The following is a 25,036-nucleotide window of genomic DNA, read 5'->3' on the forward strand; positions in this document are numbered from 1 at the left end:
TGACGCCGTGGAAGAGATCGACCGGGCGATCGTCGGAGCCCTCACCGTGGACGGCAGGCTGTCCTACACCGATCTCGCCGAGCGGGTCGGCCTGAGCGTCTCCGCGGTCCACCAGCGGGTACGCCGGCTGGAGCAGCGCGGCGTGATCAGCGGCTACACGGCCAAGGTGTCCTACGAGGCGCTCGAGCTGCCGCTGACGGCGTTCGTGGCGATCCGCCCGTTCGACCCGTCGCAGCCCGACGACGCGCCCGAGCGGCTGGCGCACCTGGCCGAGATCGACTCGTGCTACTCGGTCGCGGGGGAGGACTTCTACCTGCTCATGGTCCGGGTGGCCAGCCCGGCGGACCTCGAGCGGCTGCTACAGGAGATCCGCACGGCGGCGAACGTCACCACCCGCACCACGGTCGTGCTGAGCACCCCGTACGAGAACCGCCCGCCCCGCATCGAAGTGTCCTAGGACGCCGTACGGGCAGTGGCCCGGCACTCAGGCCGCGGCGTCGACGACGGCCTGGAAGAGCCGGTTCGGGTCCTCCGCCAGGCGGTTGCAGACGTAGAGCCACCACTCGGTGCCGAAGACGACGTACTCGCGGGTGGGGTGCCCCCGCTCGGCCATCGCCGCGAGCCGGTCGGGCCCGAGCCCGAGCAGCGTCTCGAACTCCCACGGCGCGGCGGCGGACGGGTCGCCGAGCAGGTCGTCCACCGCGTGGATCAGGTCCCAGTCGTGCGTGGCGAACGAGCACAGGTGCGCCGAGCCCGCCAGCAGCTGCGCGTAGCGCAGGTAGGCGTCCGCAAGGACCTTGTCGTCACGCGCGTACGCGATGGTCTCCGGCTCGAGGAACGCACCCTTGACCAGGCGGATCCGGCCGGGGAGGGCGAGCAGGCCGGCCAGGTCCTCCGCGGTGCGGTGCAGCCGCGCCTGCACCGTGACGCCGACGTGGCCGAACCGCTCGCAGAGCCGGCGGTGCACGGCCAGGACCGCGTCGGTGCGCCCGGAGCCCTCCGCCGAGATGATCATCTCGCGCCCGGTGGCGGCGGTGGCCTCGGCGATGCGCGTGCCGTTCTCGAGGGCGAGGTCGTCGGAGATCGCCAGGCCGATGTGCGACAGGTCGAGGGAGACCGAGCAGCCGGCCGGCAGCCGCCGGGCCAGGTCGACGAAGACGTCGGTCTCGCGGCCGGCCCGCTCGGGGTCACGGCAGCTCTCGCCCATGTACTCGGCGTTGGCCCGATGCCCCCGGCCGAGGACCTCGGCGACCCGGGCGAGTGCCTCGGCCGTCGTCTCACCGGCCACGTAACGGGCGGCCACCTTACGGGCGAGGGGTCCGAGCACCGGGTCGCCGGGTATCCGCGCCTTCAGCTCCTCGTCGAGCGCCATCGTCCGCAACACCTGTGCCGCCTGCCGGGGGTCATCGATCACCACCCAAGTCTGCCGCAACCATTCATCCTAGGATGCTTTACGCGACGTGCGCCCGGTCACCGCCCGGACCACCCCCGCCTTCGGCCGGGGGAGCGGATGAGGATTGTGCGGATTGCGGGGTCGGCCTACCGTCTGTGCATGGAGAAGACCGCGCGAGCCGAGCGTCCCGCCGAGGATTACCGCCGGCTGCCGCCACGGATCACCCCGGAGCAGATGATTCCGGTCCAGCCGGTGCTTCACGTCCTCCAGGACCCGCGCGAGGGCGACGAGGACGCCTGGCGCATCCGCTTGGGCTGGACGGCCTGACGCTCGTTCGACGCCTCACGCGGGTTCCGGGTCCGTCGCCGCGCCGGTCTCCGTCTCGGTGATGCCGAAACCGCGCGCCGGCGCGAACGCGTAGCCGAAGGCCAGGGGTTCGTACTCGACCGGCTCGCCGCCCTGCGGCCGCGCGATGGTCTGCGCCGCGCCCCGGATCCGGTTCTCGACGGTCAGGTCGAAGGCGGGCGCGGCCACCTCGTAGTACCAGCCGGGCAGGTAGACGACAGAGAGATGTTCGGAGTCCAGGTACTTCGCGTGCAGCACGTTGCCCATGGCGTCGATGCAGACGAACACGGATCGGCCGGCGATGTCACGCACGCGTCGACGGCCCGGCCACTCTGCGCACGTTCTGTGGAATTCGTCGCCTCGCCCTTCACGGCGTGCACCCCGCACCGCACTAATCCGGTGAGAGGTGCACACGGTGAAGGAAGGGGGTCTCATGTCCGTTGCGGACATGGTGGGCGTCGGGGCGCTGGTGCTCGGAGCACTGGTCCCGGTGGTCGGCGTCTGGCTGCAATGGCGGGCCGAGCGGAATCGGCGGGTCATTGATCGCCCGATCCACATTCACATCACGCTCGATGCCAGACGGACCCATGCGCGGTGAACGGACTCCTGGACCCGCCGCCGGAGGATCGTGCGCCGGTCGCCGCGCCCGCGCGCACCGGCGCCGACACATTCGCCGACTTCTACCGCCGGGAGATCGGTGGCCTGGTCAACTTCCTGGTCTGGATGGGCGCGGACCTGGCCGACGCCACCGACCTCGCGCAGGAGACGATGATCGACGCCTATCGCGGGTGGTCCGGCATCACATTCCCCCGAGCCTGGGCACGCCGGGTCGCGTCCCGCAAGTTCGTCCGCCGCGTCACCGCCGCGGAGTCGGCCGCCGAGCTCGACGCCGACAGCCCGCTGCTTCCCGTGCATCACGACACGGCCGAGTGGGAGTTCCAGGACGAGGTGATCCAATTGTTGCGGACCCTGCCGTGGCGGCAGCGGCAGGTGATGGCCTGGACCCTCGACGGCTACCGGCCGATCGAGATCGCCGAGGAACTGCGCATCAGCCCGGAGGCGGTACGCGGCAACCTGCGCCTGGCCCGCCTCGCGCTGGCGGCGCACATCCGAGCACCAGGGGAGGGGCCGCAGTGAACGACGACGCTCTCACCGGGCTTCACGCCGCGACCGCGGCCCGCCTCGCCGGGCTGCTCGATGTCGACGGCGGACTGCGGGACCTGTTGCTGCGGGCCCACCACCGGGACGCCGGGTACCGCATGCGGCGAGCGATCGACGTCGACGGCGGCCTGCGCGCGATCGTGCCGGATACGCAACCGCAGGCCGGCGAATCAGAGTCGGCCGCCGAGCGGAATCCGCACGCCACCCTCGGTCTGGTCGCCGATCTGCTGGGGGCGCAGACGCTGGAGTACCGTCTCGGGCACCGCCTGGAACCGGCCCTGGACGCACTCGCGGGCCTGTTCGCCGTCGCCATCGTCCGCGCGCTCACCGCTGCCGTGCTCGCCGAACTGGGCCGGTCGACCGATTCCCGTCAAGTGCTGCGCCGGGCACGTACCGAAGTCGGCGGCCTGGCTCGCGGTGGTGCTCTCGACCGGGGGCTGGACCTGGCGTTCGAACGGCTCGGCGACTTCGCGGAGACGCGTGACGCGGACACGATCCGGCGCATGGCCGGCGACCTCGACCGTGCCCTCGACAGGGGTGACGCCCGAGCCGCGGGTGACCTGGCCCGGAGCATGGCCGTACGCCTCGACGAGATCCGGGCGCAGCTGCGAGACCTGGCCCGCGAGCGTGCCGGGCATCTCGGCGATCGTCTCCGCGCGAGCCTGGAACGCGACGTCGACCGCTGCCCCGAGGGCAACGCCGTGCTCGCCGCGGCCTGGGCGACAGCGTTGGACCGGGCGCGCCACGACTTCGCCGGGGCCGATCTGAGCGGTGTCGCGCTGGGCCGGTTCACCCTCGACGGACTCCTGTGGTCCAGTGCCACCCGGTGGCCGTCGGACACCTGGCGCGGCCAGGTCCGAGCCGACTCGGCCATGATCGGCCCGGACCTCTACGAGATCCGTGGCCGGCAGGTGCATGACTCCAACGGTGTCCGGTCACCCGCCGGCCGCTGAACAGCCCTGTATCCAAGGATCCTAGGACGCCTTACGCGCGGTGCGCCGGGTCACCTCACCCGTTCGGAACTGGGCGGTGTTTCAAAGAGGAGCCCTTCGGGCACCCCTTCACCAGCAAGAACAACTTGGTTTTGACTCGATGAGAGGGTTCACGATGAGCTTCACCGACAAGGTCAAGAACAAGGTGGAAGAGCTGACCGGCAAGGCGAAGCAGAGCGTCGGCGACGCCACCGACAATGAGCGGCTCGTCGCAGAGGGCACGGCTCAGGAGATGTCCGCCAAGGCCAAGCAGGCCGGCGAGCACGTCAAGGACGCCGGCAAGGACGCACGCGACGCGCTCAGCTGAGCGCGGACCAATAGACCGCGAAGGGCCCCCGGGGATTCCCCGGGGGCCCTTCGGTGTGCGGAGTTACTCCGCGACCTGCTGCTTGCGCCACCAGTCCTGGCCGGACTGCGGCAGCGTGTCGATCGGGTCGTAGTACGCGTAGAGCTTGCTGAGCGCCTCGGCGTCGGTCGTCTCGATGGACGTGCGGTAGTTCTTCGTCCAGTAGGAGATGCCGTGCTCGCGGTCGTACTCGGCCAGCATGTGCACCCAGCGCTTGCCGACGAACGGCACGTCGCAGACGATCCGCGGGGTGGCGTAGCCGGGCAGGTAGCCCATCATGTCGTGCTGGAGCTGCTGTGCGTACCAGACCGGCACGCGCCAGTGCTCGGCGTTGGGGATCATGTCGCACATGTAGAAGTAGTACGGCAGGATGCCGGCCTCGCCCTGTAGGCCGAAGCAGAGGTCGAGCAGGTCGGCCGTGGTGGCGTTGACGCCGCGCATGAGCACGCCCTGGTTGCGCACGTCGCGGACGCCGACCTCGAGCAGGGTCCGGGTGGCCTTGGCGACCAGCGGGGTCAGCGAGTTCACGTGGTTGACGTGGGTGTGCACGGCGAGGTTGACGCCGCGGCGCTCGGCGGTGATGGCGACCCGGTTGAGGCCCTCGACGACGTCGCCCTGGAGCCAGTGCTGGGGCAGGCCGGCGAGGGCCTTGGTGGCCAGCCGGATGTCGCGGACGGTCGGGACCGAGAGCAGGCCCATCAGGTACGTCTCGAGCTGCTTCCAGGGCACGTTGGCGACGTCGCCGCCGGAGACCACCACGTCGCGTACGCCGGGGTGTGCCTTGAGGTAGGCGAGGTGGGCGTCGTAGCGGTCGACGGGCTTGAGGGTGAGCTTGAGCTTGTCGACGGTGGGTGTGCTGTTGCCGACGAGGTCCATGCGGGTGCAGTGGCCGCAGTACTGCGGGCAGGTGCTGAGCAGCTCGGCGAGGACCTTGGTGGGGTAGCGGTGGGTGAGGCCTTCGGCGACCCACATGTCGTGCTCGTGCAGGGAGTCGCGGGCGGAGTGCGGGTGTGACGGCCAGTCGAGGTGGCGGTCGGTGGCGACGGGGAGCATGTAGCGCCGGATGGGGTCTGCGTAGAAAGACTCCGTGTCGGGCGTTTTGTCGGGCACCATGGTGTTGAGCATCTGGGGCGGGATCAGCATCGACATGGTGGCCAGGCGCTGCTGGTCGGTCTCCAGGTCGGCGTAGAAGCGCTCGTCCAGGAGGTCGCCCATGACGGCGCGGAGCTGCTTGATGTTCTTGACGCAGTTGACGCGCTGCCACTGGGCGGATTCCCACTGGGCGGCGGTGATGTCACGCCAGCCGGGGAATCGGGTCCAGTCGGGCTCGACCAGGGTGCGGCGCCGGTAGTCGTAGGGCTGCCCTGCCTCGGTGGCGGCGTCGTTCTGGAGCTGGGTCAACGGGGCCTCCTGGGGGTGGGGGAGCGATCACTACCGACGATACTGGAGAATCTGCGGTCTAGTAACCGTCGCTCCGGAGGATTTACGGTACGACGGGCGGGCGGCAGTCTGTTTCTCGTGAGGATGGTGGGCATGACGTTTCCGGTGGGGCTGAACCGGGTGCTCGAGCCTGCGGGTGTGCTCCCGCAGGCGGCGTGGCGCCTGGACGCGCGAGCGGAGATCGGCGCGGACGAGGTGCGGATCCGTGTCGAGCGGCTGAACCTGGACGCGGCGAGCTTCCGGCAGCTGGCGACCAAGCACGGCGGTGACGGCGCGGCCGTGCGCGCCGAGGTGCTGGAGATCATCGGTACGCGGGGCAAGATGCACAACCCGGTGACGGGCTCGGGCGGCATGCTGATCGGCGTCGTCGACGAGGTCGGCCCGGAGTCGCCGCTGCCGGTGAAGGCCGGCGACCGGGTGGCCACGCTGGTGTCGCTGACGCTGACGCCCCTGGCGATCTCGGACGGCCTCGCCGGCTGGGACGGCATGGGCGAGCAGGTGCCGGCCGCGGGTCACGCGATCCTGTTCGGCCGTTCGGTGGTGGCGGTGCTCCCCGAGGACCTGGCGCCGGAGCTGGCCCTGGCGGTGTTCGACGTGTGCGGCGCGCCGGCGCTGACCGATCGGATCGTGCGGTCCTACGCGGGTGCGGCGCAGCCGGTGACGGTCGCCGTGCTGGGCGGGGCGGGCAAGAGCGGCTCCCTCGCGCTGACGGCGGCGCGGCTCGCCGGTGCGCGTACGGTCGGTGTGGTCGTCTCGGACGCGGAGCGCGAGACGCTGACGGCGGCCGGGCTGGCCGATCACGTCGCGGTCGCCGACGCGCGGGATCCGGTGGCGGTCTCGTCGGCGGTCGTCGCGGCGCTGGGCGCGCCGGCGACGGTCACGGTGGTGTGCGTGGACGTACCGGGTTGTGAGCACGGGGCGATCCTGGCGACGGCGTCCGGCGGCACGGTGATCTTCTTCTCGATGGCGACGAGCTTCCCGGCGGCGGCGCTGGGCGCGGAGGGCCTGGCGGCGGACGTGACGATGCTGGTCGGCAACGGGTACGTGCCGGGCCATGCGGAGTTCGCGCTCGATGTGGTGCGGCGCACTCCCGCGGTGCGTGCTCTGTTCGAGTCGCGGATCGCGGCACACTGACGTTCATGACTCTCCCCTCGGTGCTGTTCTCCAACGGTCGTTTCTATTCCGCCGCCGATCCGCGGGCGACGGCGATGCTGGTGCGTGACGGGCGGATCGTGTGGCTGGGCGCGGTGGCGGACGCGCCGGCGGCGGACGCCACGGTGGATCTGGGCGGCGCGCTGGTGACGCCGGCCTTCGTGGATGCGCATGTGCACGCGACGGACACGGGTCTTGCCGCGGACGGGCTGGAGCTGTCCGGGGTGCGTTCGGCGGGTGAGCTGCTGGAGGCGGTGTCGGCGTTCGCGGCGACGCGGGCGGCGGATGCGGTGGTGCACGGCCATGGTTGGGACGAGTCGACGTGGGTAGTGCAGGATCCGCCGAGCGCGGATGAGCTGGAGCGGGCCGCGGCGGGCCGGCGGGTGTATCTGTCGCAGGCGTCGGTGCATTCGGCGCTGGCGTCGCGGTCTCTGCTGGCGGCGTGCCCCGGCGTCGAGGGGGTGCCGGGGTACGCCGCGTCCGGTTGGGTGCGCGAGCACGCGCATCACGCGGTGCGTGCGGTGGCGCTGGGTTCGCTGACGGCGGCGCAGCGCACGGCGGCGCAGCGTTCGGCGCTGCGGCTGGCGGCGTCGCGGGGTGTCGCGGCGGTGCACGAGTGCGGCGGGCCGGGCACGTCGAGCGAGGCGGACTTCGAGTCGGTGCTGGCGCTGTCCGGTGACGGCCTGCCGCGGGTGTACGGCTACTGGGGTGAGCTCGGCGGCGCGGTCAAGGCCCGGGAGCTGGGCGCGGTCGGCGCGGCCGGTGACCTGTACGCCGACGGCGCGCTGGGTTCGCGCACGGCGTCGGTGCGCTCGGCGTATCTCGACGGCGGCGGCTGCGGCGAGTCGTTCGTGTCGGCGGAGCAGGCCGGTGCGCACCTGCTGGAGTGCGTCGAGGTGGGTGTGCAGGGCGGCTTCCACGCGATCGGGGACGCGGCGATCGAGGCGGTGCTGGACGGGTTCGCGATCGCGGCGAAGCAGGTCGGTGTGGACCGGCTGCGGGAGGGCCGGCACCGGATCGAGCACGTGGAGCTGGCGGACAAGCCGATGATCGCCCGGCTGGTGGAGTTCGGGGTGGTGGCCAGCGTGCAGCCGGTCTTCGACGCGCTGTGGGGCGGCCCGGACCGGATGTACGCGCAGCGCCTGGGTGTGCCGCGGGCGATGGCGTCGAACCCGATCGGTGCGATGTACGCGACGGGGGTGAGCCTGGCGTTCGGTTCGGATTCGCCGGTGACGCCGCTGGATCCGTGGGCGGCGGTGGTGGCCGCGGCGGCGCCGCGTAATCCGGTGTACCGGATGAGTGTGCGTGCGGCGTTCGGGGCGAGCACCCGGGGCGGCTGGCGGGCCGTCGGCGTGGATGACGCGGGGGTGTTGTCGCCGGGTGCGGCGGCGACGTTCGCGGTGTGGGACACCCCGGCGGGGGTCGAGGGTGGGCTGCCGGTGCTGTTGCCGGGGCCCGACGGTGAGGTGCCGGCGCGGCCGGTGTGCCGGCGCACGGTGCTGCACGGCGAGACGATCTTCGAGGAGTAGTGGTGAACAAGCTTGGTCTGGATCCCCGCGTCGTGCGGCGGGCGCGCGCGCTGGCCAGGAAGGCGGGCCAGCCGGTCGTCGACCTGGCGCGCTCGCACACGACGGTGTCGGTGGAGCGGGCGGTGTTGCGCCTGGCCGGGGTGTCGGGTGCCGACTCCGACGGTATTCCGTGGGTGAATCGCCTGGTGGACGCGGTGCGCGCGGACGTGGGTCTCGGTCAGGGTGTCGCGGTGCCGGTGTTCCACGCCCTGGCGGCGCAGGGCCTGGAGGACGTGACGGTGCTGGCGCAGAAGGCGGCGGCCGGTGCCGTCACTTTCGCCGTACCGGAGAAGAAGGCCGAGGTGACGGCGGCCCGGCGGGCCGCCAAGCGGGCGACCGGCGCGGGCCTGAAGCTGGTGGACCGGCGCCGGGCCGAGCGGGACCGGCTGATCAAGCGGTACGGGGATCCGAAGCAGCGGCCGTGGATCTATCTGATCGTGGCGACCGGGGACATCTACGAGGACATCCCGCAGGCGCAGGCGGCGGCCCGGGCGGGCGCGGACGTGATCGCGGTGATCCGGTCGACGGGGCAGTCGCTGCTGGACTACGTGCCGGAGGGTGCGACCCGGGAGGGTTTCGCGGGCACGTACGCGACGCAGGAGAACTTCCGGCTGATGCGGGCGGCCCTGGACGAGACGTCGAAGGAGCTGGGCCGGTATGTGCGGCTGACGAACTACGCGTCGGGGCTGTGCATGCCGGAGATCGCGGCGCTGGCGGGCATGGAGCGTCTCGACATGATGCTCAACGACTCGATGTACGGGATCCTGTTCCGCGACATCAACCCGATCCGCACGTTCGTCGACCAGCGGTTCTCCCGGCAGGTGCACGCCCGGGCGGGGATCATCATCAACACCGGTGAGGACAACTACCTGACGACCGCGGACGCGGTCGAGGCGGCGCACACGGTGACGGTGTCGCAGCTTTTGAACGAGTTCTTCGCGCACGAGGCGGGGCTGGCGGACTGGCAGCTGGGGCTGGGGCACGCGTTCGAGATCAACCCGGAGTTGCCGGAGTCGTTCCGGCTGGAGCTGGCGCACGCGCTGCTGGCGCGGGAGTTGTTCCCGGACGCGCCGCTGAAGTGGATGCCGCCGACCAAGCACATGACCGGGGACGTGTTCCGCGGCAATCTGCTGGACGGGTTCTTCAACCTGGTCGGCGCGCTGACCGGGCAGGGGATCCTGCTGGTCGGGATGATGACGGAGGCGGTGGTGACGCCGTGGCTGTCGGACCGCGACATCGCGCTGCAGAACGTGCGGTACGTGCTCAACGGTGCCGGGAACCTGCACGAGGACTTCGTGCCGGCGCCGGGCGGGTTCATCCAGTCGCGGGCGCACGAGGTGCTCGGTGAGGCGATCGAGCTCCTCGAACGGATCGTCGACGACACGATGCTCAACGCGATCGCCGACGGCACCTTCGGGATCATGAAGCGGCCGGCGGACCGGGGCAAGGGCCTCGACGGTGTCGCCAGGCATGAGGACGGCTACTACAACCCCGTGACGGAGGCCCTGGAAGCATGAGCATTGTGCGGCCCTACGGGGACACCACCGGTGACGGGATGGTGCAGCTGTCGTTCACGCTGCCGATCCCGCACGACAAGCGGGCCGAGGGCGCCGCGGTGCAGCTGGCCAACAAGATGGGCATGGACCCGGCGCTGCTGGTGCACGCCAAGCAGATGGGCGACGGGTTCACGTTCTTCGTCGTGTACGGCCGGGTGAGCCATCTGGTCGACACCGAGAAGGTGCAGGTGGTCGAGCGTGACTTCCCGCTGCTGAGCGCCAAGGAGGTGAACGCGGTGATCAAGCGGCGGCTGCGGCGGCGGCTGAAGGTGGTCGGCGCGTGCATCGGTACCGACGCGCACACGGTGGGCATCGACGCGATCCTGAACCTCAAGGGCATCGCGGGGGAGAAGGGCCTGGAGTACTACAGCGAGCTGTCGGTGACCAACATGGGCGCGCAGGTGTCGGTGCCGGAGCTGGTGGAGACGGCCCGGGCGGAGAAGGCCGACGCGGTGCTGGTGTCGCAGGTGGTGACGCAGCGCGACGCGCACCTGCAGAACACGCGGGCGATGTCGGCGGCGTTCCGGGAGGCGCTGCCGGCGGGCCGGCGTCCGCTGTTGATCGTCGGCGGGCCGCGCTTCGACGAGCTGATGGCCGGCGAGCTGGGCGTCGACCGGATCTTCACCCGGGGTACGACGCCGCGCGAGGTCGCCTCTTATCTGGTTCACGCAATCGTGGGGAGCTCTTCTTGATCACCGTGACGCATCGCCGGTACGTGCCGTACGCGCACGCGCACTACGCGGGGAACCTGGTCGACGGCGCGTATTCGCTGGGGTTGTTCGGCGACGTCGCCACCGAGGTGTGCATCCGGATGGACGGCGACGAGGGCCTGTTCGCGTCGTACTCCGACGTGCAGTTCAAGGCGCCGGTGCAGGCCGGTGACGTCCTGGAGGTCACGGCGACGGTGACCAAGGTCGGCACCCGGTCGCGGCTGATCGACTTCGCGTCGGTGGTGGTGTGCCGGGGCACGGGCGGGTCGGCGGCCGAGGTCCTCGCGGAGCCGATCGTCGCGGTGACCGCCACCGGCACCGTGGTCGTGCCGCCGAAGTCTTGAGCACGGCGGTCTGCGTCGACGTCGGGTCCACGTACACCAAGGCCTGCCTTGTCGATCTCGCCGGCGGTGTCCTGCTGGGCCGCGCGGAGGTGCCGACGACCTCCGACACCGACGTCCTGACCGGTCTTGATCATGCGGTGGCGGAGCTCGGCGGCGCCGGCGGCGCGCAGATGTACGTGTGCTCGTCGGCCGGCGGCGGGCTGCGGCTCGCCGTCGTCGGGTACGAGTCGCTGGTGACCGCCGAGGCCGGGCACCGGGTGGGGCTGTCCGCGGGTGCGCAGGTCGTGCACGTCGCGGCGGGCCCGCTCGACGGGCGGGCGGTGGCGGCGCTGCGCGCCTCGCGCCCGGACGTGATCCTGCTGGTCGGCGGCACCGACGGCGGCGACGGCGAGGTGCTGCTGCACAACGCCCGCCGGCTGGGCACCTCCCGGCTGCGGGTGCCGGTGGTCGTGGCCGGCAACGCCGACGTGCGGCAGGAGGCCGCCGGGGTGCTGGCGGCGCGGCGGATCCCGGTGACGGTGACCGGCAACGTGCTGCCCAGGATCGGCGAGCTGGAGCCGGGGCCGGCGCGGGCGGCGATCCGGGAGGTGTTCCTGCGGCACGTCATCGGCGGCAAGCGGCTCTCGCGCGGCACCCGGTTCGCGTCGCTGGTGCGGGCGGCGACACCGGACGCGGTCCTGGCCGGGGTGGAGTTGCTCGCCGACGGCACCGGCGCCGGGGTGCTGGTCGTCGACGTCGGCGGGGCGACCACGGACGTGTACTCGGCGCTGGTGCCGGACGCGGAGGCCGAGACGGGTCCGCGCCGCGACGTCGCCGGCACCCTGTGGCGTTCCCGCACGGTCGAGGGTGACCTGGGTGTCGGGGTGGGCGCGCCGGGCGTGGTGGTGGCCGCGGCGGCCGAGAAGCTGCCGGCGCCGGACATCGGCGGTGGGCGCCCGTACGACGCGGGCACCGACCGGCGGCTGGCGGCGACGGCGGCGATGATCGCGCTGCGGCGTCACGCCCGCGGTCATTCGCCGGGGCCCGGCCTGCCGCGCACCGGCGGGCGGGACCTGCGCGACGTGCGGCTGGTCGTCGGCTCCGGCGGGGTGCTGCGACACGGCGGTGGCGACGAGGTCCTGGACGCGGTCCTGGGCGACACCGCGGGCGGCTGGGCGGCACCGGCGGCGGCGCGCCGCACGGTCGACACCCGGTACGTGCTGGCCGCGGCGGGCCTGCTCGCCGTGGACCATCCGGCGGCCGCGGCCGGCCTGCTGCACGCTCTGTAATCCCCGCGGGGGAACGGTAGGACACGCCGGGGGATGCGACACGCCCGGGCACCGGGACGACGGTTGACAGACGGCCGGGGGTCCGACGTACCGTCTTCAGGTCCTACTTCGGGAAGCGGCTGTTGTTCGCTTCGTTTCTTCGCCCACTGGCCACGCCCGCACCCTTCTCGAGTGCCCGCGTACGCCAGGTCCAGGGGGTGGGGGTCGGCGGAGCGGCGCGGACCGGCCGCGCTGTCCCGGTGTCGGTCGGGGTGGAACGTGGCCAGTAGACAACGGCGTGACGGGGGCAGCCAGCCCGCGGCGGGTCGGTCCGAAGGCCACGCGAGGCCCATGACCCACCGGGCCCGGAAGGATCTCCGGGAGCAATCGGGGCGTGGCTCGCAGGCCGCGCCCCGATCTGTGTTCGCGCAGGTCGCGTGCGGGTAGCGTGCGCGATGGAAACGTGACCGCCGACAGGTACCCTTCCGCGGGTGAATTCATTGACGCTTCAGCCGACGCCGCCGGTGGCCGCACCGGATCCGGTGCCGACCGCCGGGCCCCGCCCGCTGCGCCGGTGGATCTCCGTGGCCGCCGCGTGCGCCGCCGGCGCCGGGCTGCTGTTGTCGTTGCCCCCGTACGGGCTGTGGTTCCTGGCGCCGGTCGCGGTGGCGCTGCTGGCCGCCGCGACGCACCGGCGGCGGCTGCGCGCCGGTCTGGGCCTGGGCATGCTCGCCGGGCTGGTGCTGTTCGTGCCGCTGCTGGACTGGACGAACCTGGCCGCCGGCTGGCTGCCGTGGATCATGCTGTCGCTGGCGCAGGCCGGCTATCTGGCGCTGGTCGGCCTCGCCGGTGCCTGGCTGTCGCCGCTGCACGACCGGTGGCGGGTGCTGTGGCCGCTGACCGCCGGCCTGCTCTGGGTGACCCAGGAGGCGCTGCGGGACCGGGCGCCGTTCGGCGGGTTCCCGTGGGGGCGGCTCGCGTTCAGCCAGGGCGACGCGCCCGCGCTGCGCCTGGCCGTCCTCGGCGGTGCGCCGCTGGTGACGTTCGCGGTCGCCGCCGCCGGTGGTGCCCTGGTCGCCCTGGCCTGGCGGCGCTGGTCGCGGCCGCGGACCTGGGCCGGCGCGGCCGGGTTCGCCGCGGTGGCGGCGGTGCTCGTCGCCGGGCCCGCCCTGGTGCCGGTCGCCACGCCGGCCGGGGAGACCCGCACCGTCGCGATCGTGCAGGGCAACGTGCCGCGCCTCGGCCTGGACTTCAACGCCCAGCGGGCGGCGGTGCTGCTCAACCACGTCCGGGCCACCCAGAACCTGGCCGACGAGGTGCGGCTGGGCCGCAAGCCGAAGCCGGAACTGGTGATCTGGCCGGAGAACTCCAGCGACATCGACCCGCTGCGCAACCCCGACGCCGCGCAGCAGATCGCCGCCGCGGCCACCGCGATCGGGGTGCCGATCCTGGTCGGCGCGGTCCTGCGCGGTGACGTGCCCGGCGAGATCCGCAACGCCGGCATCCTGTGGAAGCCGGTCACCGGCCCCGACCTGGACCAGGTGTACATCAAGCGGCACCCGGTGCCGTTCGCCGAGTACATGCCGCTGCGCCCGATCGCCCGGGTGGTCAGCGCCAAGGCCGACCTGGTGAAGAACATGGTCGCCGGGCAGACCCCGGGCGTGGTGCGCACCCCGGCGATCACCGTCGGCGACGTCATCTGTTTCGAGGTGGCCTACGACTCGATCGTGCGCGACACCGTCACCGGCGGCGCGCAGATCCTCGCCGTGCAGACGAACAACGCCACCTTCAACGAGGCCGAGGCCCGCCAGCAGCTGGCCATGGTGCGGCTGCGGGCCGTTGAGCACGGCCGGGAGGCGGTCATGGTGTCGACGGTCGGTGTGTCCGCTTTCGTCGGCACCGACGGCCGGGTCCACTCGCCGACCGGCTTCAACGTCGCCGCCGTGGTCCTGCGTGGCATTCACGTCGGTGGACCGCGTACGCTGGCGACTCGTCTGGGGCATTGGCCGGAGCTAGCCGCGGTCGGTTTGGCCGTGCTCCTGCTGGCCCTGGCCGCGCCGATGCGCCGGCGCCGTAACGGCGACAACCCCGCCGCGGAACACACGACGGAGGAACGGTGAGCGACGCGAACCCGACGGCAGCGGGCGCGGAGGGATATCCGGGGATCGGACGCATCCTCGTGGTCATCCCGACCTACAACGAGGCCGACAACATCCGCCTGATCACGGAGCGGGTCCGCCGGGCCGTGCCGTCGGTCGACATCCTCGTCGCCGACGACAACTCGCCCGACGGCACCGGCGGCATCGCCGACGAGATCTCCGCCGCCGACGACCACGTCTTCGTGCTGCACCGCGCCGGTAAGGAAGGCCTCGGCGCCGCCTACGTCGCCGGGTTCGCCTGGGCGAAGAACAAGGGCTACGACGCCGTCGTGGAGATGGACGCCGACGGCTCGCACGCGCCCGAGGAGCTGCACAAGCTGCTCGACGCGCTGCGCGACACCGACGCCGTGCTCGGCACCCGCTACATACCCGGCGGCAGCGTGCACAACTGGCCGATCCACCGGCTGCTGCTGTCGCGGGGCGGCAACATCTACATCCGGATGGCGCTGGGCATGCCGTTCCGCGACGCCACCGGCGGCTACCGCGCCTACCGGATGCCGGTCCTCGACGCGATCGACGTCGCCACCGTCGCCTCCACCGGCTACTCGTTCCAGGTCGAGCTGGCCTGGCGCACCTACCGGCACGGTTTCCGGATGGCCGAGGTGCCGATCACGTTCACCGAGCGCGAACACGGCGTCAGCAAGATGAGCGGCAACATCTTCAAGGAACAGCTGCTCAGGGTCACCGTGTGGGGTGCGACGGCCCGCCGCGACGCGCTGCTGTCGCGGCTGGGACGCAAGCCCCGGCCCGGTTCGACCTGGCCGTGACCGCGCACCGGCGTGTCATGCTGGACTGGTCCTGGTGACGCGCCGGAAGGTTGTGGATGATGCGCCGAGGCCTGGCTCTGCTCCCGTTGGTGCTGCTGCTGCTGGCGGTGGCCGAGTTCGCCGTGTTCGTGGCGGTGGTGCACGCCATCGGCGCCTTCTGGGCGCTGATGATCATCATTGGGTCGAGCATCGCCGGGCTGGCCCTGCTGCGCCGTGAGGGCGTCCGCGGCTGGCGGGCGTTCCGCGAGGCCGCCGAGTCCGGCCGACCGCCGGGCGCGCAGGTCAGCAACTCCCTCGTCGGGCTCCTGGGCGCGCTGCTGCTGGCCGTGCCCGGATTCATCAGCGCCGGCGCCGGCCTGCTGCTGGTGCTGCCGCCGGGCCGGATCTTCGCCCGCCGCGCCGTCGAGCGCGCCACCGAGCGCCGGGTGTCGTCCGCGGTCGCCGGTGACCTGTTCGGCCCCCGGCACGTGCGGGTGCACCAGTCAGACCCCCTCGCCGACCCGCCGCCGGCCTCCCCGGCCGCGCCCGGCGGGGTCATCCAGGGCGAGGTCGTCGAGGGCGAGATCGTCCGCTGAGGCGGCCGGTCACCACCTGGCTCCCGCTGCCGCCCGCGTGTTCATGACCGGGCCCAGCCCACGGGCACAGCAAATCGCCGTCCCGCAGCTGCGGGACGGCGATCGGTGTTGCCGCGGTCAGCGCCCTCGACGGGTGCGAACCTCCTGGAGCCGCTCGTTGAGGATGTCCTCCAGCTCCGAGATCGATCGGCGCTCGAGCAGCATGTCCCAGTGGGTACGCGGCGGCTTGGCCTTCTTCTGCTCCGGCTCGTTGCCGTCGACCAGTCGCGCGACGCTGCCGTCGAACTTGCACTCCCAGGTGATCGGCACCTCGGCGTCGACGGCGAACGGCACCTCGAACTGGTGACCCTTGACGCACAGGTACTCGCGGGTCTGCCGAGGGGCCAACTCCGTGTTGCGGTCGGACTCGTAGCTGACTGCGCCTAGACGGCTGCCACGCAGCATGCGTTCGCCCATGATCGGCTTTCCCCTCGCTCGTGGTGCTGCTTCCGTTGGTGTAACGAAAGGGGCGGTCGCGAGATTCCTGGCGACCGCCGTGTGTCGGCGGTGTTAACGCAACGAGCGTAACCGCCCGGATGCATTATCGGCCGTTCCAGTCCCGTCTTGAAGTGGACCTTGGTCCACTTTACTGGATTTTGTGAGATCTGCGGATGGTGCGATGTCTGTCACCGTGTCGCCGGTGCGGTGATTTCGACCCCGCCCCGCCCGTCGCCCGGCCCCTGCGCGGGAACCGCCCGGCCCGGACCCAGCGACGCCAGCGCCGAGGCCAGGTCGCTGACCTGAGCCGAGAGCTGCGCCACCCGCGCGTGCGCGGCGTCGGCGCCGGTGTTCGCCGCGTCGAGCCGCTGCCGCAGCGCGGCCAGGTCCCGCTCGGCGTCGGCCCGGACCTGGTCGAGGGTGGCGCGCAGCGCCTCCGCCTCCCGCCCGGCGACGTCCCGCTCCGCCTCGGCCAGCCGCGCCGCCTCCCCGGCCGCCTGCGCCTCGGCGCGAGCCGTGGCCAGCTCCGAACGAGCCGCCTCCGCGGCCGCCTGCGCCTCGGCGCGAACCGCAGCCAGCTCCGAACGAGCCGCCTCCGCGGCCGCCTGCGCCTCGGTGCGGGCCGTGGCCAGTTCCGCGCGGGCCGCCTCCCGGCCCGCGTCAGCGGCCGCCGCGGCCTGCCGGTCCTGCCCGGCGTCGCGCCGCGCCGCGGCCAGCTCCTCGCCGGCGGCCTCGGCCTGCCGCCGGGCCCCGGCCAGCGCCTCCCCGGCGGTCGTGATCTCCTGCCGGGCCGCCGCCAGGTCCCGCCCCAGCGCGGCTGCCTCCCCGCGTGCCTCGTCGGCCTCCCCACGGGCGGCCGACGCCGCGGCACGGGCGGCGTCACGGTCCGCCTCGGCCTGCACCCGCAGCGCGGCCGCGGCGCTGGCCGCCGCCTGTGCCTCGTCACGCCCGGCGACGGCGCGGCGGGCGTCGACAGTGGCCGACTCGGCCACCCGGCGGGCGTCGTCGGCGGCCCGCACGGCGTCGTCACGCTCGGCGCGGGCGACCACCGCCTGCTGCACGGCCGTCCCGGCGGCCTCCGCGGCCCGGTCCGCGTCGCGGCGGGCGTCGTCGCGCTCGGTGTGCGCGGCGGCGACCTGCCGGGAGGTCTCCGCCCGCACCTCGGCCACCTGCCGCTCCACCCCGGCCGGTGACATCTCGGCGTGCAGGGCCTCGCTGAGGGTGCCGACGAGCTGGTCCAGCCGGTCGACGGCCTCCCAGGTGCGGGCGACCTGCCCGGCCAGCCCGGGGGAGGCCCGGTGCCGCATCCGCACGTTGCGCGACGCCCGCTGGCACTCGCCGTCGTTGTCGCGGCAGTAGCGGAACGGGCGCCCGGCGGCGGCCCGCTGCGGCACGGGCCGTCCACAGTGCGCGCAGGGCCGCGTCTCGGTCGCCGGGTCCCCGCCGAAGGGCCCACCGTCGGGCCGGTCGCCGGAGGAGCCGGTGCCGGGGGAGCCGGTGTGCGCGGGCCCGGTCATCACGGAAGTGTCGTCATCCACCATCGCGCACCGACCCTAGACCCACCCACCGACATCACCACGCCACCGCGCCGATGCCAGGACCCGCTCAACCACCCGGCGCCGGTTGGACGCGCGCACTCTGGACCTGTCGATGCCGCCGGCGGGGCGGCGCCGGTTCTCGGCTGCCGCGGACCCGGGTCAGGGCAGGCGGCCGGTGATGCAGGGGTCGTCCGGGTCGATCTTCGCGACGATACGGCGCCCGATCTCACCGAGCTGGCGCTGCTGGACCTTGGTGAGCGCGTCGAAGATCAGCCGTTGCACCTCGGCGACGTGCCCGGGCGCGGTGGCGACGACCTTGTCCCAGCCGGTGCCGGTCAGGATCGCCAGGGTGTAGCGGCCGTCGGCCGGGTCGGGGGTGCGCCGGATCAGCCCGCGTTTCTCCAGCCGGGCGACGACCTGGGAGAGCCGCGACAGCGAACCCTCGGCGAAGCCGGCCAGCACACTCATCCGCAGGGTGCGCTCCGGCGCCATCGAGAGTCCGGCCAGCACCTGGTATTCGAAGTGGCTGAGCCCGGCGTCGCGCTGCAGCTGGGCGTCGAGCGCCGCGGGCAGTCGCATCATCATCGCGGCCAGCGCCATCCAGGTCTGATTCTGGTCCTCGTCCAGCCACCGCGGCTCCTGAGCGTCTCCCATGCCATCGAGCATAACTTCACGTGTGAAGTGACCCAAACCCGAGATTACTTGCTCCTTGAAGTAACCACGGCTACGGTTCACTCAACGTTTGAAGTCATCTAGCGGCCGGAGGGCCTCCATGAACATCGTCCTGTGGATCATCGCCGGCCTGCTGGCCGCCGCCTTCGCGGCCGCCGGGGTGCTGAAGCTGTCCCGCTCCAAGGAACAGCTCGCCGCGTCCGGGCTGGCCTGGACCGAGGACTTCAGCGCCGGCACGGTCAAGCTGATCGGGGCGGTGGAACTGCTCGCCGCCGTCGGGCTGATCCTGCCCGCGCTGCTGGACATCGCGCCGGTGCTCGTCCCGCTCGCCGCGACCGGCCTGGTCCTGACCATGATCGGCGCCATCGTGGTGCACGCCCGCCGCAAGGAGTACTCCGGCATCGCCGTCAACGTCGTCCTCCTGCTGCTCGCCGCCGTCGTGGCGTGGGGACGGTTTGGCCCCTACTCCTTCTGACCACCACCCCCGCCGCCCTGGAGGGTCCGTCATGACCACGACCGCCACCATCGACACCGTCGCCGGCGCCCTCCCTGGAGCAGGCCACCGCCGGCCACACCCACAGCAAGATCGTCGTCACCCTTGACCGCTGAGCCCACCCTTGGCACTGCGGCCCGGGCGCGGGTGACCCAGGCCGCGCACAGGCCTGTCCCGGCCTCTCCACCCTCGCAGAACGACGGCAGGTGAAGTCATGACCGACCACATCGACGACCCGTTCAACCCGGCCGTCCCCGCCGGCGCCTACGACGACCTGCTCACCCGGGTCCTGCCCCAGGCCCGCGGCCAGCGCAGGTGGGAACCCGCCGACGGGCCGCTACCGGCCCTGTTCGTCAGCCACGGCGCCCCGCCGACCCTCGACGATCCCCGATGGCTCGCCGACCTGTTCACCTGGGGCCAGTCCCTGCCGAAACCCCGGGCGATCGTCGTGGTCTCCGCACACTGGGAGAACGCGCCGGTCGCGGTCTCCTCGGCCGCGGCCGGCGCCCCGCTGTACTACGACTACGGCGGCTTCCACCCCCGCTACTACACGCTGAAGTACGCCACCCCGGACGCCACCGACCTGACCCGCCGCATCGCCGGCGCCCTCGGCCGCGGTACCGAGGTGCACCAGTTCACCGACCGGGGCCTCGACCACGGCGCGTTCATCCCGCTGATGGCGATGTACCCCGCCGCGGACGTGCCGGTCGTGCAGCTTTCCATGCCCAGCCTCGACCCACAGGCCCTGCTCACCCTCGGGCAACGCCTGCGCGGCCTGCGCGAGGAGGGCGTCCTCGTCGTCGGCTCCGGGTTCATGACACACAGCTTCGCCGTCATGCGTGACCCCGGCCTCGCCGGACACCTCGAAGCCTTCGACCAGTGGGCCGCCGACGCGCTGACCCGCGGCGACGTCGACGCCCTGAGCGACTACCGCGCCAAGGCGCCCGGCGCCCGGATCTCCCACCCCACCGCCGACCACTTCGTACCGCTGCTGCTGACCATCGGCGCCGCCACCGACCCGGCCGCCGTCACCACGGCCATCGAACGCATGTGGTTCGGCAACTCCATCCGCTCCGTCCAGATCAGCTGACCGGCACCGCGCACCCATTTGGACGATCTCCGCCCGGCGGCCGGTCCCGGAGGCGCGACGTCGCACCCAGCGGCCCGGTTTTCCGGTCGGCCCCGGTCCTGCGTTTGCCGGCCACGCTGCGCGTACCGGATGACGGTCTGATGTCTTTTCAGCCGCGGAGGAATTCCTTGACGGCGGGCGCGACCACCTGGGCTTTCACGATGTGGGTCTGGCCGGGCAGGGTGCGGTATTCGGACTTCGGCAGGGCCTCGCTGAGCGCCTTCGCGGCGTTGCGCATGTATCTCGGGCTCTTGCCGCCGTCCATGACGATCGCCGGCGCGCGCACCTGCGACCACCGGGCGGCGTCCAGTGGCAGGCCGCGGCCGGTGTCGCCGAGGATGCGCAGGTCGTAGGGCAGGGTCGGTGCTACGGCCTTGAGCTTGCCGAAGACAGGGGTCAGCGACATGATCCACACCACGACGCCGGGGACGCCGACGTGGCGCAGGAACATCTTGACCGCGCCGCCGTTGTCGCCGGCGGCGATCAGGGCCTCGGTTCGCGGCACGTAGGTGTCCGGGCGGGCCGGGTGCGTGTCGTCGACGATGAACGGCGGCTCGTAGAGGGCGAGCCGGCCGACGCCGTCGAGGCGGTTCGCGGCGTCGGCGGCGAGTACCGCGCCGGAGGAGCAGCCGACCAGGTGGGCGGTGCCGCCGGCGGCCTCGATCAGCGCGGCGAGGTCCTCGATCTCGCGGTCGGCGGACCAGGGCGCGGTGTCGCCGCTCGCGCCGCGGCCGCGGCGGTCGTAGATGAAGACGGTGTACTCGTCGGAGAGGGCCTCGGCGAGGTCGCGGGCCGGGCCGTTGCCGCGGTAGCACATGGCGCCGTCGACGACGATCAGCGCGGGCCCGGAGCCGACCGTCTCGTAGGCGATGGTGGTGCCGTCGGCGGAGGTGACAGTTGCCATGGTCTCGTCCTTCAGGAGTCGATGGTCTCGAGCGATTCGAGGAACGGCCGCCAGCGCGCGGTGTCCGCGGCGGCGAAGAGCTCGTGGCCGGCGACCAGGGTGCCGTTCAGGCCACGGATGAAGCGGTAGAGGGCGTCCGGGGTGGCGATGCCCAGCGTGTGCGGGTTGGTGAAGTAGACGACGCCGTCGCCGGTCAGCGCGCCGCGCGCCGGGTCGCCCACGCGCGGGGCCGCCTCCAGGCCCAGCGCCGCGTGCAGGCGGCGCCAGGTGCGCGGCCAGTCGGTGACCGGCGGCCCGAAGAGCGTCACCGGCGTCGCCGTGCGGCCGGGGAAGCGGCGCAGGTACTGCACCAGGGTCTCGAAGAACAGCTCGGTGCCGTAGCGCATCGCCTCGAACTCCTCGGCCCAGTCGTCGCCGGGCAGGAAGCCGCTGGTCACGGTCCGCAGGACGGTGCCGGCCCGGTCGCGGCCCTCGATCAGATACTCGTACGCGACGAAGCGGCCGTCGCCCGCCGTCGCGGTGCGGTACGCGAAGCGGTGCGGCGGCTCCGAGACGGTGACGGTGCCGTCGGGGATCCAGCCGTCGCCGAACGAGGTCCGCACGGTCGCGCCGTCGACCTCGGTGGCGCCGACGAACCAGGAGCTGATGCCCGGCCCGGTGGCGATGGCGTCCCAGACCTGCCCGGGGGTGGCCGGCACCTCGGCGTCGAGCCGGGCCTCGAAGTCCTTGCCCATCTCAGCCCTCCCGGGTGACGGCCGGGTGCACGGCGACGACCAGGCGGTGGCGGCGCCCGCCGGGGGCGTCCTCGTCGTGGTAGCGGCTCACCAGCCGGGTGACGGCCACGGTCAGCTCCTCGGCGAACGCGGCCCGGTCGGCGGCGCCGGCGAAGCGGACCTCGCCGTCGATGGCGAACGTGGCGACCCGCTGCCGGGCCTTGCCGGCGCCGGTGATCAGCTCGCCGACGTCGCGGACCAGGCGGGCGGCGACGGCGAGCAGCCAGCGCGCCGACAGCCGGTCCGGGTCCCGGGACGGGTCCGGTGCGAGCGCGGCCATCGTGGCCGGTGAGATCACGTACGACGCGGCGGTGGCGCGCAGCATCCGCTCGGTGACGTTGCCCTTGCGGCGCTCCTCGACCAGCTCGATCATGCCGTGCTGCTCCAGGGTGCGCAGGTGGTAGTTGACCTTCTGCCGGGGGAGCCCGACCTTGGCGGCGAGCATCGTCGCCGAGCCGGGCACGGCCAGCTCGGCGAGCAGCCGGCTGCGGATCGGATCCAGGCTGACCGCGGCCGCGGCCGGGTCCTCGATGACGGCGATGCTCTCCATGAGGAACACCCTCCCACCGACAAAAAGATTTGTCTAGCCGAAAATCATGGTCGGTGTGGCCGCGGTACGGTTGATCACGTGCCCGGACCGCCGCAGGACCTCGTCGAGGACGCCGACGCGGCGCAGGAGCTGCCGCACAACTCCTACAACGGCGTCACCGGCGGGATCTGGCGGGTGCGGCGCGACGGCGGCACCGCGGTCCTGAAGATCTCCACCCCGGGCCGCCCGGACGCCGCCGAGCACCTGCGGGCCTCCGACGAGCCCGGGCACTGGAACTACTGGCGGCGCGAACAGCTGGCGTACCGGACCGGGCTGGCCGGCGCCGCGTTCGCCGACGCCGGGCTGTCCGCGCCCGCCCTGATCGATGTGGAGGAACGCGCCGACTCGTCGGTCGCCCTGTGGCTGGAGGACGTCGCCGGCACGCCCGGCATCGACTGCGGGCCCGCGGAGTTCGGCGACGTCGCGTACCGGGTCGGCGCGGGGCAGGCCCGCTGGCTCGGCCGGCCGCCGGCCGACGCCTGGCTGGCGCGGGACTTCCTGCGCGACTACACCACGGCGCAGTCGCAGTTCGACGAACCCGACTGGGAACATCCCGTCGCGGTCGCCGCGTGGTCGCCGGGGCTGCGCGACGACCTGCGTACGCTGTGGCGGCGCCGGACCGAGGTGCTCGCCGCCGCCGACCGGCTGCCGCGCACCCTGTGCCACCACGACCTGTGGCCGATGAACCTGGTGCTCGCCGCGCGGGGCCCGGTCCTGCTCGACTGGGCGTTCACCGGGCCGGGCGCGATCGGCGAGGACGTCGCGAACCTGACCCTCGACGCGTTCTTCGACGGCCTGATCGACGTGACGCTGCTCGACGAGGTCGCGGCCACGGTCGGGGACGGCTACCGGCGCGGCCTCGGCGGCGCCGTCGACGACGCCACCGTCGGCCGGGCGATCAGGCTGACCGGGGCGGCGAAGTACTACTGGCTGGCGCCGCGGATGCTCCACGCGGTGGCCCGGGGCCCGGCCCGGCCCGCCTACGACACCCGCGAGACGACGGCGATCTTCGCCGGCCGGGCGCCGGTGCTGTCGCTGCTGGCCCGCTGGGCCCGCGACAGCCTGGACGGCTGAGACTTCTCAGTCCGGCAGCAGCATCGCGGCCTTCTCGTCCGTCCCGGCCAGTGAGTACACGGCGCCGGGGCCGGTGACGAACGGCGCTACCGCGGCCGCGGTCAGCCGCCGCACGGCGACGCCGTCGTCGAACCCGTTGGCGACGCAACCCGAGTACCGCAGCATGATCTCGGTCGAGCCGGCCGCCGAGCGCACCCGCAGCACGACGGCCTCGTCCCCGTAGGCCACCTCGGGCGCGCAGTCCTGGGGATTGTCGGGTCCGCCGCCGATCGGCGCCTGCGCTATCCGCCGAATCGCCCGGTCGGCCTCGGCGCCGGTCAGACGCAGGCCCGACACCAGCCACGGTTCGTCGCGGAGCTCGTACTTGCAGACCGAGACGGCGGTGACGTCCCGCAGGGCCGCGACCTCGACCGGGCCGGCCGGGCGCAGGCTCGGCCGGGTGCTGATCGGGTGCGTGGTGGGACAGCCGAAGGCGTCGATGTCGACCCGGTGGATCGTGGCGGCGATCAGCTCGCGCAGCGCCACCGGCGCCTGCACCACGACCTCCACCCCGGCCAGGCGCACCGTGATGCGGTCGCCGTCGCGCTCGAGACCGTCGGCGGCCTGCCACACATGACCCAGGCCGACCACCCAGCCGGTGTCGGCGATCCGTGCACCGTCACTACCGCAGCCGATCGCGGGTACCGGCCCGCCGGGCCGGGCCACGACCGGAGGTTCGTCCTGCGGATTCACGCACCAGGCATCCAGGCGCCCGGCCCGGTCGGCCCAGCCCCACCGGGCGGGGACACCGACCTGGACGCCGCCGTAGGACTCCCACCGCCAATCGGGCGGCAGCACCGGGCGGCGGTCCGACTGAACGAGCTCCGCGGTCACCCGTTCGATACCCGCCAGCGGCGACAGGGATCCGGACGCCGAGAACATCACCGCGACCAGCGCGGCGACGAACGCGCGTACACGTCGCATGCAATCCCCGAACCTTCGACCTCGTGTGCCGGACGCCGAGAGGTAGGTGCCCGCCGCCTGGCCTCACGGCCAGCTCACCAGGCTGCCGAACAGCCCGGCCGAGATGATCATCTTTTCGGGCCGGTTCCACCTCCGCTCGGTCACACCGTCGGACGGCCCGGCGATCGGAAAGTTGTTGATCGCCAGCCGTAGGCTCGGGGGCGGGCCCGGATCTGCCGGGTGGGCGGGAGATCGCGCATGGGTACCTGGGACGTCGGGCCGTTCGACAACGACACCGCCGCCGACTGGTGCGGTGACCTGGACGACGCCGCCCCGCAGCAGCGGGCGGCGCTGATCCGCGATGCCCTGCGCCGGGTCGCCGAGCACGGCGAGGAGTACCTCGACAGCGACGAAGCGGTGGAGGCCATCGCGGCCGCGGCCGTCGTCGCCTCCCAACTGCCGGGCGGGACGAAGATCGACACCCCCTATGCGCCGGACTTCCTGCTGGAGGGCGGCACCGTCGAGGTGGCCGGCGACGTTCCCGCGATCGCGGTCCGGGCCCTGGACCGGATCGTCGGGGACGACTCGGAATGGCGCGAGCTGTGGGAGGAGGCGGAGGAGTCGTATCCGCGGGCGCTCGCCGGCGTGCGATCCATCCGCGACACCCTGGCGCAGGCGATCACCCGCTGA

29 protein-coding genes are annotated in these 25,036 nt (G+C 72.8%); 19 read left to right on the forward strand and 10 right to left on the reverse strand.

The window, feature by feature from the left end; translation table 11 throughout:
• Positions 1-7 precede the first annotated feature (7 nt).
• Positions 8-457, forward strand: a complete 450-nt coding sequence (locus BJ971_RS18865; RefSeq protein ID WP_184994562.1) for an Lrp/AsnC family transcriptional regulator — start codon at positions 8-10, stop codon at positions 455-457.
• 27 nt (positions 458-484) lie between these two features.
• On the opposite strand, the gene BJ971_RS18870 is transcribed toward BJ971_RS18865, so the two are convergent.
• Positions 485-1,414: a proline dehydrogenase family protein gene (locus tag BJ971_RS18870; protein WP_203709157.1), complete on the reverse strand. Its 930-nt coding sequence runs from the start codon at positions 1,412-1,414 to the stop codon at positions 485-487.
• 138 nt (positions 1,415-1,552) lie between these two features.
• Between BJ971_RS18870 and BJ971_RS18875 the strand changes: the two genes are divergently transcribed.
• The gene (locus BJ971_RS18875) at positions 1,553-1,720 is read left to right on the forward strand and encodes a hypothetical protein (RefSeq protein ID WP_184994563.1); all 168 of its coding nucleotides are present in this window, start codon (positions 1,553-1,555) and stop codon (positions 1,718-1,720) included.
• A 15-nt stretch (positions 1,721-1,735) separates the two neighbouring features.
• Here the strand turns inward: BJ971_RS18875 and BJ971_RS18880 are convergent, their stop codons facing one another.
• Positions 1,736-2,050 carry a hypothetical protein gene (locus tag BJ971_RS18880; protein ID WP_184994564.1) on the reverse strand — a complete coding sequence of 105 codons (315 nt, stop codon included), beginning with the start codon at positions 2,048-2,050 and terminating at the stop codon, positions 1,736-1,738.
• A gap of 121 nt (positions 2,051-2,171) precedes the next feature.
• Between BJ971_RS18880 and BJ971_RS18885 the strand changes: the two genes are divergently transcribed.
• The 4 genes from BJ971_RS18885 (at position 2,172) to BJ971_RS18900 (ending at position 4,198) form a co-directional block, all read left to right on the forward strand.
• Positions 2,172-2,336, forward strand: a complete 165-nt coding sequence (locus BJ971_RS18885; RefSeq protein ID WP_184994565.1) for a hypothetical protein — start codon at positions 2,172-2,174, stop codon at positions 2,334-2,336.
• Complete coding sequence (locus tag BJ971_RS18890) at positions 2,333-2,875, forward strand: RNA polymerase sigma factor (RefSeq protein WP_184994566.1); 543 nt, start codon at positions 2,333-2,335, stop codon at positions 2,873-2,875. Before BJ971_RS18885 ends, BJ971_RS18890 begins: the two co-directional genes overlap by 4 nt.
• Positions 2,872-3,852, forward strand: a complete 981-nt coding sequence (locus BJ971_RS18895) for a hypothetical protein (RefSeq protein ID WP_184994567.1) — start codon at positions 2,872-2,874, stop codon at positions 3,850-3,852. Before BJ971_RS18890 ends, BJ971_RS18895 begins: the two co-directional genes overlap by 4 nt.
• Before the next feature lie 154 nt (positions 3,853-4,006).
• The gene (locus BJ971_RS18900; RefSeq protein WP_184994568.1) at positions 4,007-4,198 is read left to right on the forward strand and encodes a CsbD family protein; all 192 of its coding nucleotides are present in this window, start codon (positions 4,007-4,009) and stop codon (positions 4,196-4,198) included.
• A 63-nt stretch (positions 4,199-4,261) separates the two neighbouring features.
• On the opposite strand, the gene BJ971_RS18905 is transcribed toward BJ971_RS18900, so the two are convergent.
• Positions 4,262-5,638: a KamA family radical SAM protein gene (locus BJ971_RS18905; protein WP_184994569.1), complete on the reverse strand. Its 1,377-nt coding sequence runs from the start codon at positions 5,636-5,638 to the stop codon at positions 4,262-4,264.
• Positions 5,639-5,770: 132 nt separating this feature from the next.
• Here BJ971_RS18905 and kdd point away from each other — a divergent pair, with 132 nt between their 5' ends.
• The 9 genes from kdd (at position 5,771) to BJ971_RS18950 (ending at position 15,755) form a co-directional block, all read left to right on the forward strand.
• Positions 5,771-6,811: an L-erythro-3,5-diaminohexanoate dehydrogenase gene (gene kdd, locus BJ971_RS18910; RefSeq protein WP_184994571.1), complete on the forward strand. Its 1,041-nt coding sequence runs from the start codon at positions 5,771-5,773 to the stop codon at positions 6,809-6,811.
• A 5-nt stretch (positions 6,812-6,816) separates the two neighbouring features.
• On the forward strand, positions 6,817-8,358 hold the full coding sequence (locus BJ971_RS18915; protein WP_184994573.1) for an amidohydrolase: 1,542 nt from the start codon (positions 6,817-6,819) through the stop codon (positions 8,356-8,358).
• Positions 8,358-9,914 carry a lysine 5,6-aminomutase subunit alpha gene (gene kamD / locus BJ971_RS18920; RefSeq protein WP_184994574.1) on the forward strand — a complete coding sequence of 519 codons (1,557 nt, stop codon included), beginning with the start codon at positions 8,358-8,360 and terminating at the stop codon, positions 9,912-9,914. The genes BJ971_RS18915 and kamD overlap by 1 nt, the downstream gene beginning before the upstream one ends.
• Complete coding sequence (gene kamE, locus BJ971_RS18925; RefSeq protein WP_184994576.1) at positions 9,911-10,645, forward strand: lysine 5,6-aminomutase subunit beta; 735 nt, start codon at positions 9,911-9,913, stop codon at positions 10,643-10,645. The genes kamD and kamE overlap by 4 nt, the downstream gene beginning before the upstream one ends.
• A complete protein-coding gene (kal, locus tag BJ971_RS18930) occupies positions 10,642-11,007 on the forward strand; it encodes a 3-aminobutyryl-CoA ammonia lyase (RefSeq protein WP_184994577.1) in 366 nt (121 codons plus the stop codon). Before kamE ends, kal begins: the two co-directional genes overlap by 4 nt.
• Entirely contained in the window at positions 11,004-12,275 is a 1,272-nt protein-coding gene (locus BJ971_RS18935; RefSeq protein ID WP_184994578.1) for a glutamate mutase L, read from the forward strand. Before kal ends, BJ971_RS18935 begins: the two co-directional genes overlap by 4 nt.
• A gap of 479 nt (positions 12,276-12,754) precedes the next feature.
• Positions 12,755-14,374: an apolipoprotein N-acyltransferase gene (gene lnt, locus BJ971_RS18940; protein WP_184998955.1), complete on the forward strand. Its 1,620-nt coding sequence runs from the start codon at positions 12,755-12,757 to the stop codon at positions 14,372-14,374.
• Positions 14,371-15,180 (forward strand): polyprenol monophosphomannose synthase, encoded by an 810-nt coding sequence (locus tag BJ971_RS18945; protein WP_184994580.1) that lies wholly within the window; start codon positions 14,371-14,373, stop codon positions 15,178-15,180. The genes lnt and BJ971_RS18945 overlap by 4 nt, the downstream gene beginning before the upstream one ends.
• A gap of 59 nt (positions 15,181-15,239) precedes the next feature.
• Positions 15,240-15,755, forward strand: coding sequence for an FxsA family protein (locus BJ971_RS18950; RefSeq protein ID WP_184998956.1), 516 nt, complete (start codon positions 15,240-15,242; stop codon positions 15,753-15,755).
• Positions 15,756-15,872: 117 nt separating this feature from the next.
• On the opposite strand, the gene BJ971_RS18955 is transcribed toward BJ971_RS18950, so the two are convergent.
• From BJ971_RS18955 to BJ971_RS18965, 3 genes are all read right to left on the reverse strand, one after another.
• On the reverse strand, positions 15,873-16,211 hold the full coding sequence (locus BJ971_RS18955; RefSeq protein WP_015622005.1) for an RNA polymerase-binding protein RbpA: 339 nt from the start codon (positions 16,209-16,211) through the stop codon (positions 15,873-15,875).
• A gap of 209 nt (positions 16,212-16,420) precedes the next feature.
• Positions 16,421-17,749 (reverse strand): coiled-coil domain-containing protein, encoded by a 1,329-nt coding sequence (locus BJ971_RS18960; RefSeq protein WP_239087236.1) that lies wholly within the window; start codon positions 17,747-17,749, stop codon positions 16,421-16,423.
• Positions 17,750-17,929: 180 nt separating this feature from the next.
• Complete coding sequence (locus tag BJ971_RS18965; RefSeq protein WP_184994581.1) at positions 17,930-18,424, reverse strand: MarR family winged helix-turn-helix transcriptional regulator; 495 nt, start codon at positions 18,422-18,424, stop codon at positions 17,930-17,932.
• Between the two features lie 118 nt (positions 18,425-18,542).
• Between BJ971_RS18965 and BJ971_RS18970 the strand changes: the two genes are divergently transcribed.
• Entirely contained in the window at positions 18,543-18,917 is a 375-nt protein-coding gene (locus tag BJ971_RS18970; protein WP_184994582.1) for a DoxX family protein, read from the forward strand.
• Positions 18,918-19,149: 232 nt separating this feature from the next.
• On the forward strand, positions 19,150-20,025 hold the full coding sequence (locus BJ971_RS18975) for a DODA-type extradiol aromatic ring-opening family dioxygenase (RefSeq protein ID WP_184994584.1): 876 nt from the start codon (positions 19,150-19,152) through the stop codon (positions 20,023-20,025).
• A gap of 148 nt (positions 20,026-20,173) precedes the next feature.
• On the opposite strand, the gene BJ971_RS18980 is transcribed toward BJ971_RS18975, so the two are convergent.
• Genes BJ971_RS18980 through BJ971_RS18990 form a run of 3 tightly spaced genes read right to left on the reverse strand, consistent with a single transcriptional unit; the run spans position 20,174 to position 22,291 of the window.
• Complete coding sequence (locus BJ971_RS18980) at positions 20,174-20,968, reverse strand: alpha/beta fold hydrolase (RefSeq protein WP_184994585.1); 795 nt, start codon at positions 20,966-20,968, stop codon at positions 20,174-20,176.
• Positions 20,969-20,979: 11 nt separating this feature from the next.
• Entirely contained in the window at positions 20,980-21,702 is a 723-nt protein-coding gene (locus BJ971_RS18985; RefSeq protein ID WP_184994586.1) for an SRPBCC family protein, read from the reverse strand.
• 1 nt (position 21,703) lies between these two features.
• On the reverse strand, positions 21,704-22,291 hold the full coding sequence (locus tag BJ971_RS18990) for a winged helix-turn-helix domain-containing protein (protein ID WP_184994587.1): 588 nt from the start codon (positions 22,289-22,291) through the stop codon (positions 21,704-21,706).
• 78 nt (positions 22,292-22,369) lie between these two features.
• On the opposite strand from BJ971_RS18990, the gene BJ971_RS18995 reads away from it, so the two are divergent.
• Complete coding sequence (locus tag BJ971_RS18995; protein WP_184994588.1) at positions 22,370-23,404, forward strand: aminoglycoside phosphotransferase/kinase family protein; 1,035 nt, start codon at positions 22,370-22,372, stop codon at positions 23,402-23,404.
• A gap of 6 nt (positions 23,405-23,410) precedes the next feature.
• On the opposite strand, the gene BJ971_RS19000 is transcribed toward BJ971_RS18995, so the two are convergent.
• Entirely contained in the window at positions 23,411-24,367 is a 957-nt protein-coding gene (locus tag BJ971_RS19000) for a hypothetical protein (RefSeq protein WP_184994589.1), read from the reverse strand.
• A 237-nt stretch (positions 24,368-24,604) separates the two neighbouring features.
• Here BJ971_RS19000 and BJ971_RS19005 point away from each other — a divergent pair, with 237 nt between their 5' ends.
• A complete protein-coding gene (locus BJ971_RS19005) occupies positions 24,605-25,036 on the forward strand; it encodes a DUF4259 domain-containing protein (protein ID WP_184994590.1) in 432 nt (143 codons plus the stop codon).

It is taken from the genome of Amorphoplanes digitatis (assembly GCF_014205335.1).
Taxonomy (GTDB): Bacteria; Actinomycetota; Actinomycetes; order Mycobacteriales; family Micromonosporaceae; genus Actinoplanes; species Actinoplanes digitatus.

Excerpts from the sequence above, each read along its gene's own strand:
- BJ971_RS18875 (WP_184994563.1), top strand. The coding sequence starts at position 1,553 with ATGGAGAAGACCGCGCGAGCCGAGCGTCCCGCCGAGGATTACCGCCGG.
- BJ971_RS18885 (WP_184994565.1), top strand. The coding sequence starts at position 2,172 with ATGTCCGTTGCGGACATGGTGGGCGTCGGGGCGCTGGTGCTCGGAGCA.
- BJ971_RS18900 (WP_184994568.1), top strand. The coding sequence starts at position 4,007 with ATGAGCTTCACCGACAAGGTCAAGAACAAGGTGGAAGAGCTGACCGGC.
- kdd (WP_184994571.1), top strand. The coding sequence starts at position 5,771 with ATGACGTTTCCGGTGGGGCTGAACCGGGTGCTCGAGCCTGCGGGTGTG.
- BJ971_RS18915 (WP_184994573.1), top strand. The coding sequence starts at position 6,817 with ATGACTCTCCCCTCGGTGCTGTTCTCCAACGGTCGTTTCTATTCCGCC.
- kamE (WP_184994576.1), top strand. The coding sequence starts at position 9,911 with ATGAGCATTGTGCGGCCCTACGGGGACACCACCGGTGACGGGATGGTG.
- BJ971_RS18950 (WP_184998956.1), top strand. The coding sequence starts at position 15,240 with ATGCGCCGAGGCCTGGCTCTGCTCCCGTTGGTGCTGCTGCTGCTGGCG.
- BJ971_RS18955 (WP_015622005.1), bottom strand. The coding sequence starts at position 16,211 with ATGGGCGAACGCATGCTGCGTGGCAGCCGTCTAGGCGCAGTCAGCTAC.
- BJ971_RS18960 (WP_239087236.1), bottom strand. The coding sequence starts at position 17,749 with ATGACCGGGCCCGCGCACACCGGCTCCCCCGGCACCGGCTCCTCCGGC.
- BJ971_RS18965 (WP_184994581.1), bottom strand. The coding sequence starts at position 18,424 with ATGGGAGACGCTCAGGAGCCGCGGTGGCTGGACGAGGACCAGAATCAG.
- BJ971_RS18970 (WP_184994582.1), top strand. The coding sequence starts at position 18,543 with ATGAACATCGTCCTGTGGATCATCGCCGGCCTGCTGGCCGCCGCCTTC.
- BJ971_RS18975 (WP_184994584.1), top strand. The coding sequence starts at position 19,150 with ATGACCGACCACATCGACGACCCGTTCAACCCGGCCGTCCCCGCCGGC.
- BJ971_RS18980 (WP_184994585.1), bottom strand. The coding sequence starts at position 20,968 with ATGGCAACTGTCACCTCCGCCGACGGCACCACCATCGCCTACGAGACG.
- BJ971_RS18985 (WP_184994586.1), bottom strand. The coding sequence starts at position 21,702 with ATGGGCAAGGACTTCGAGGCCCGGCTCGACGCCGAGGTGCCGGCCACC.
- BJ971_RS18990 (WP_184994587.1), bottom strand. The coding sequence starts at position 22,291 with ATGGAGAGCATCGCCGTCATCGAGGACCCGGCCGCGGCCGCGGTCAGC.
- BJ971_RS19000 (WP_184994589.1), bottom strand. The coding sequence starts at position 24,367 with ATGCGACGTGTACGCGCGTTCGTCGCCGCGCTGGTCGCGGTGATGTTC.
- BJ971_RS19005 (WP_184994590.1), top strand. The coding sequence starts at position 24,605 with ATGGGTACCTGGGACGTCGGGCCGTTCGACAACGACACCGCCGCCGAC.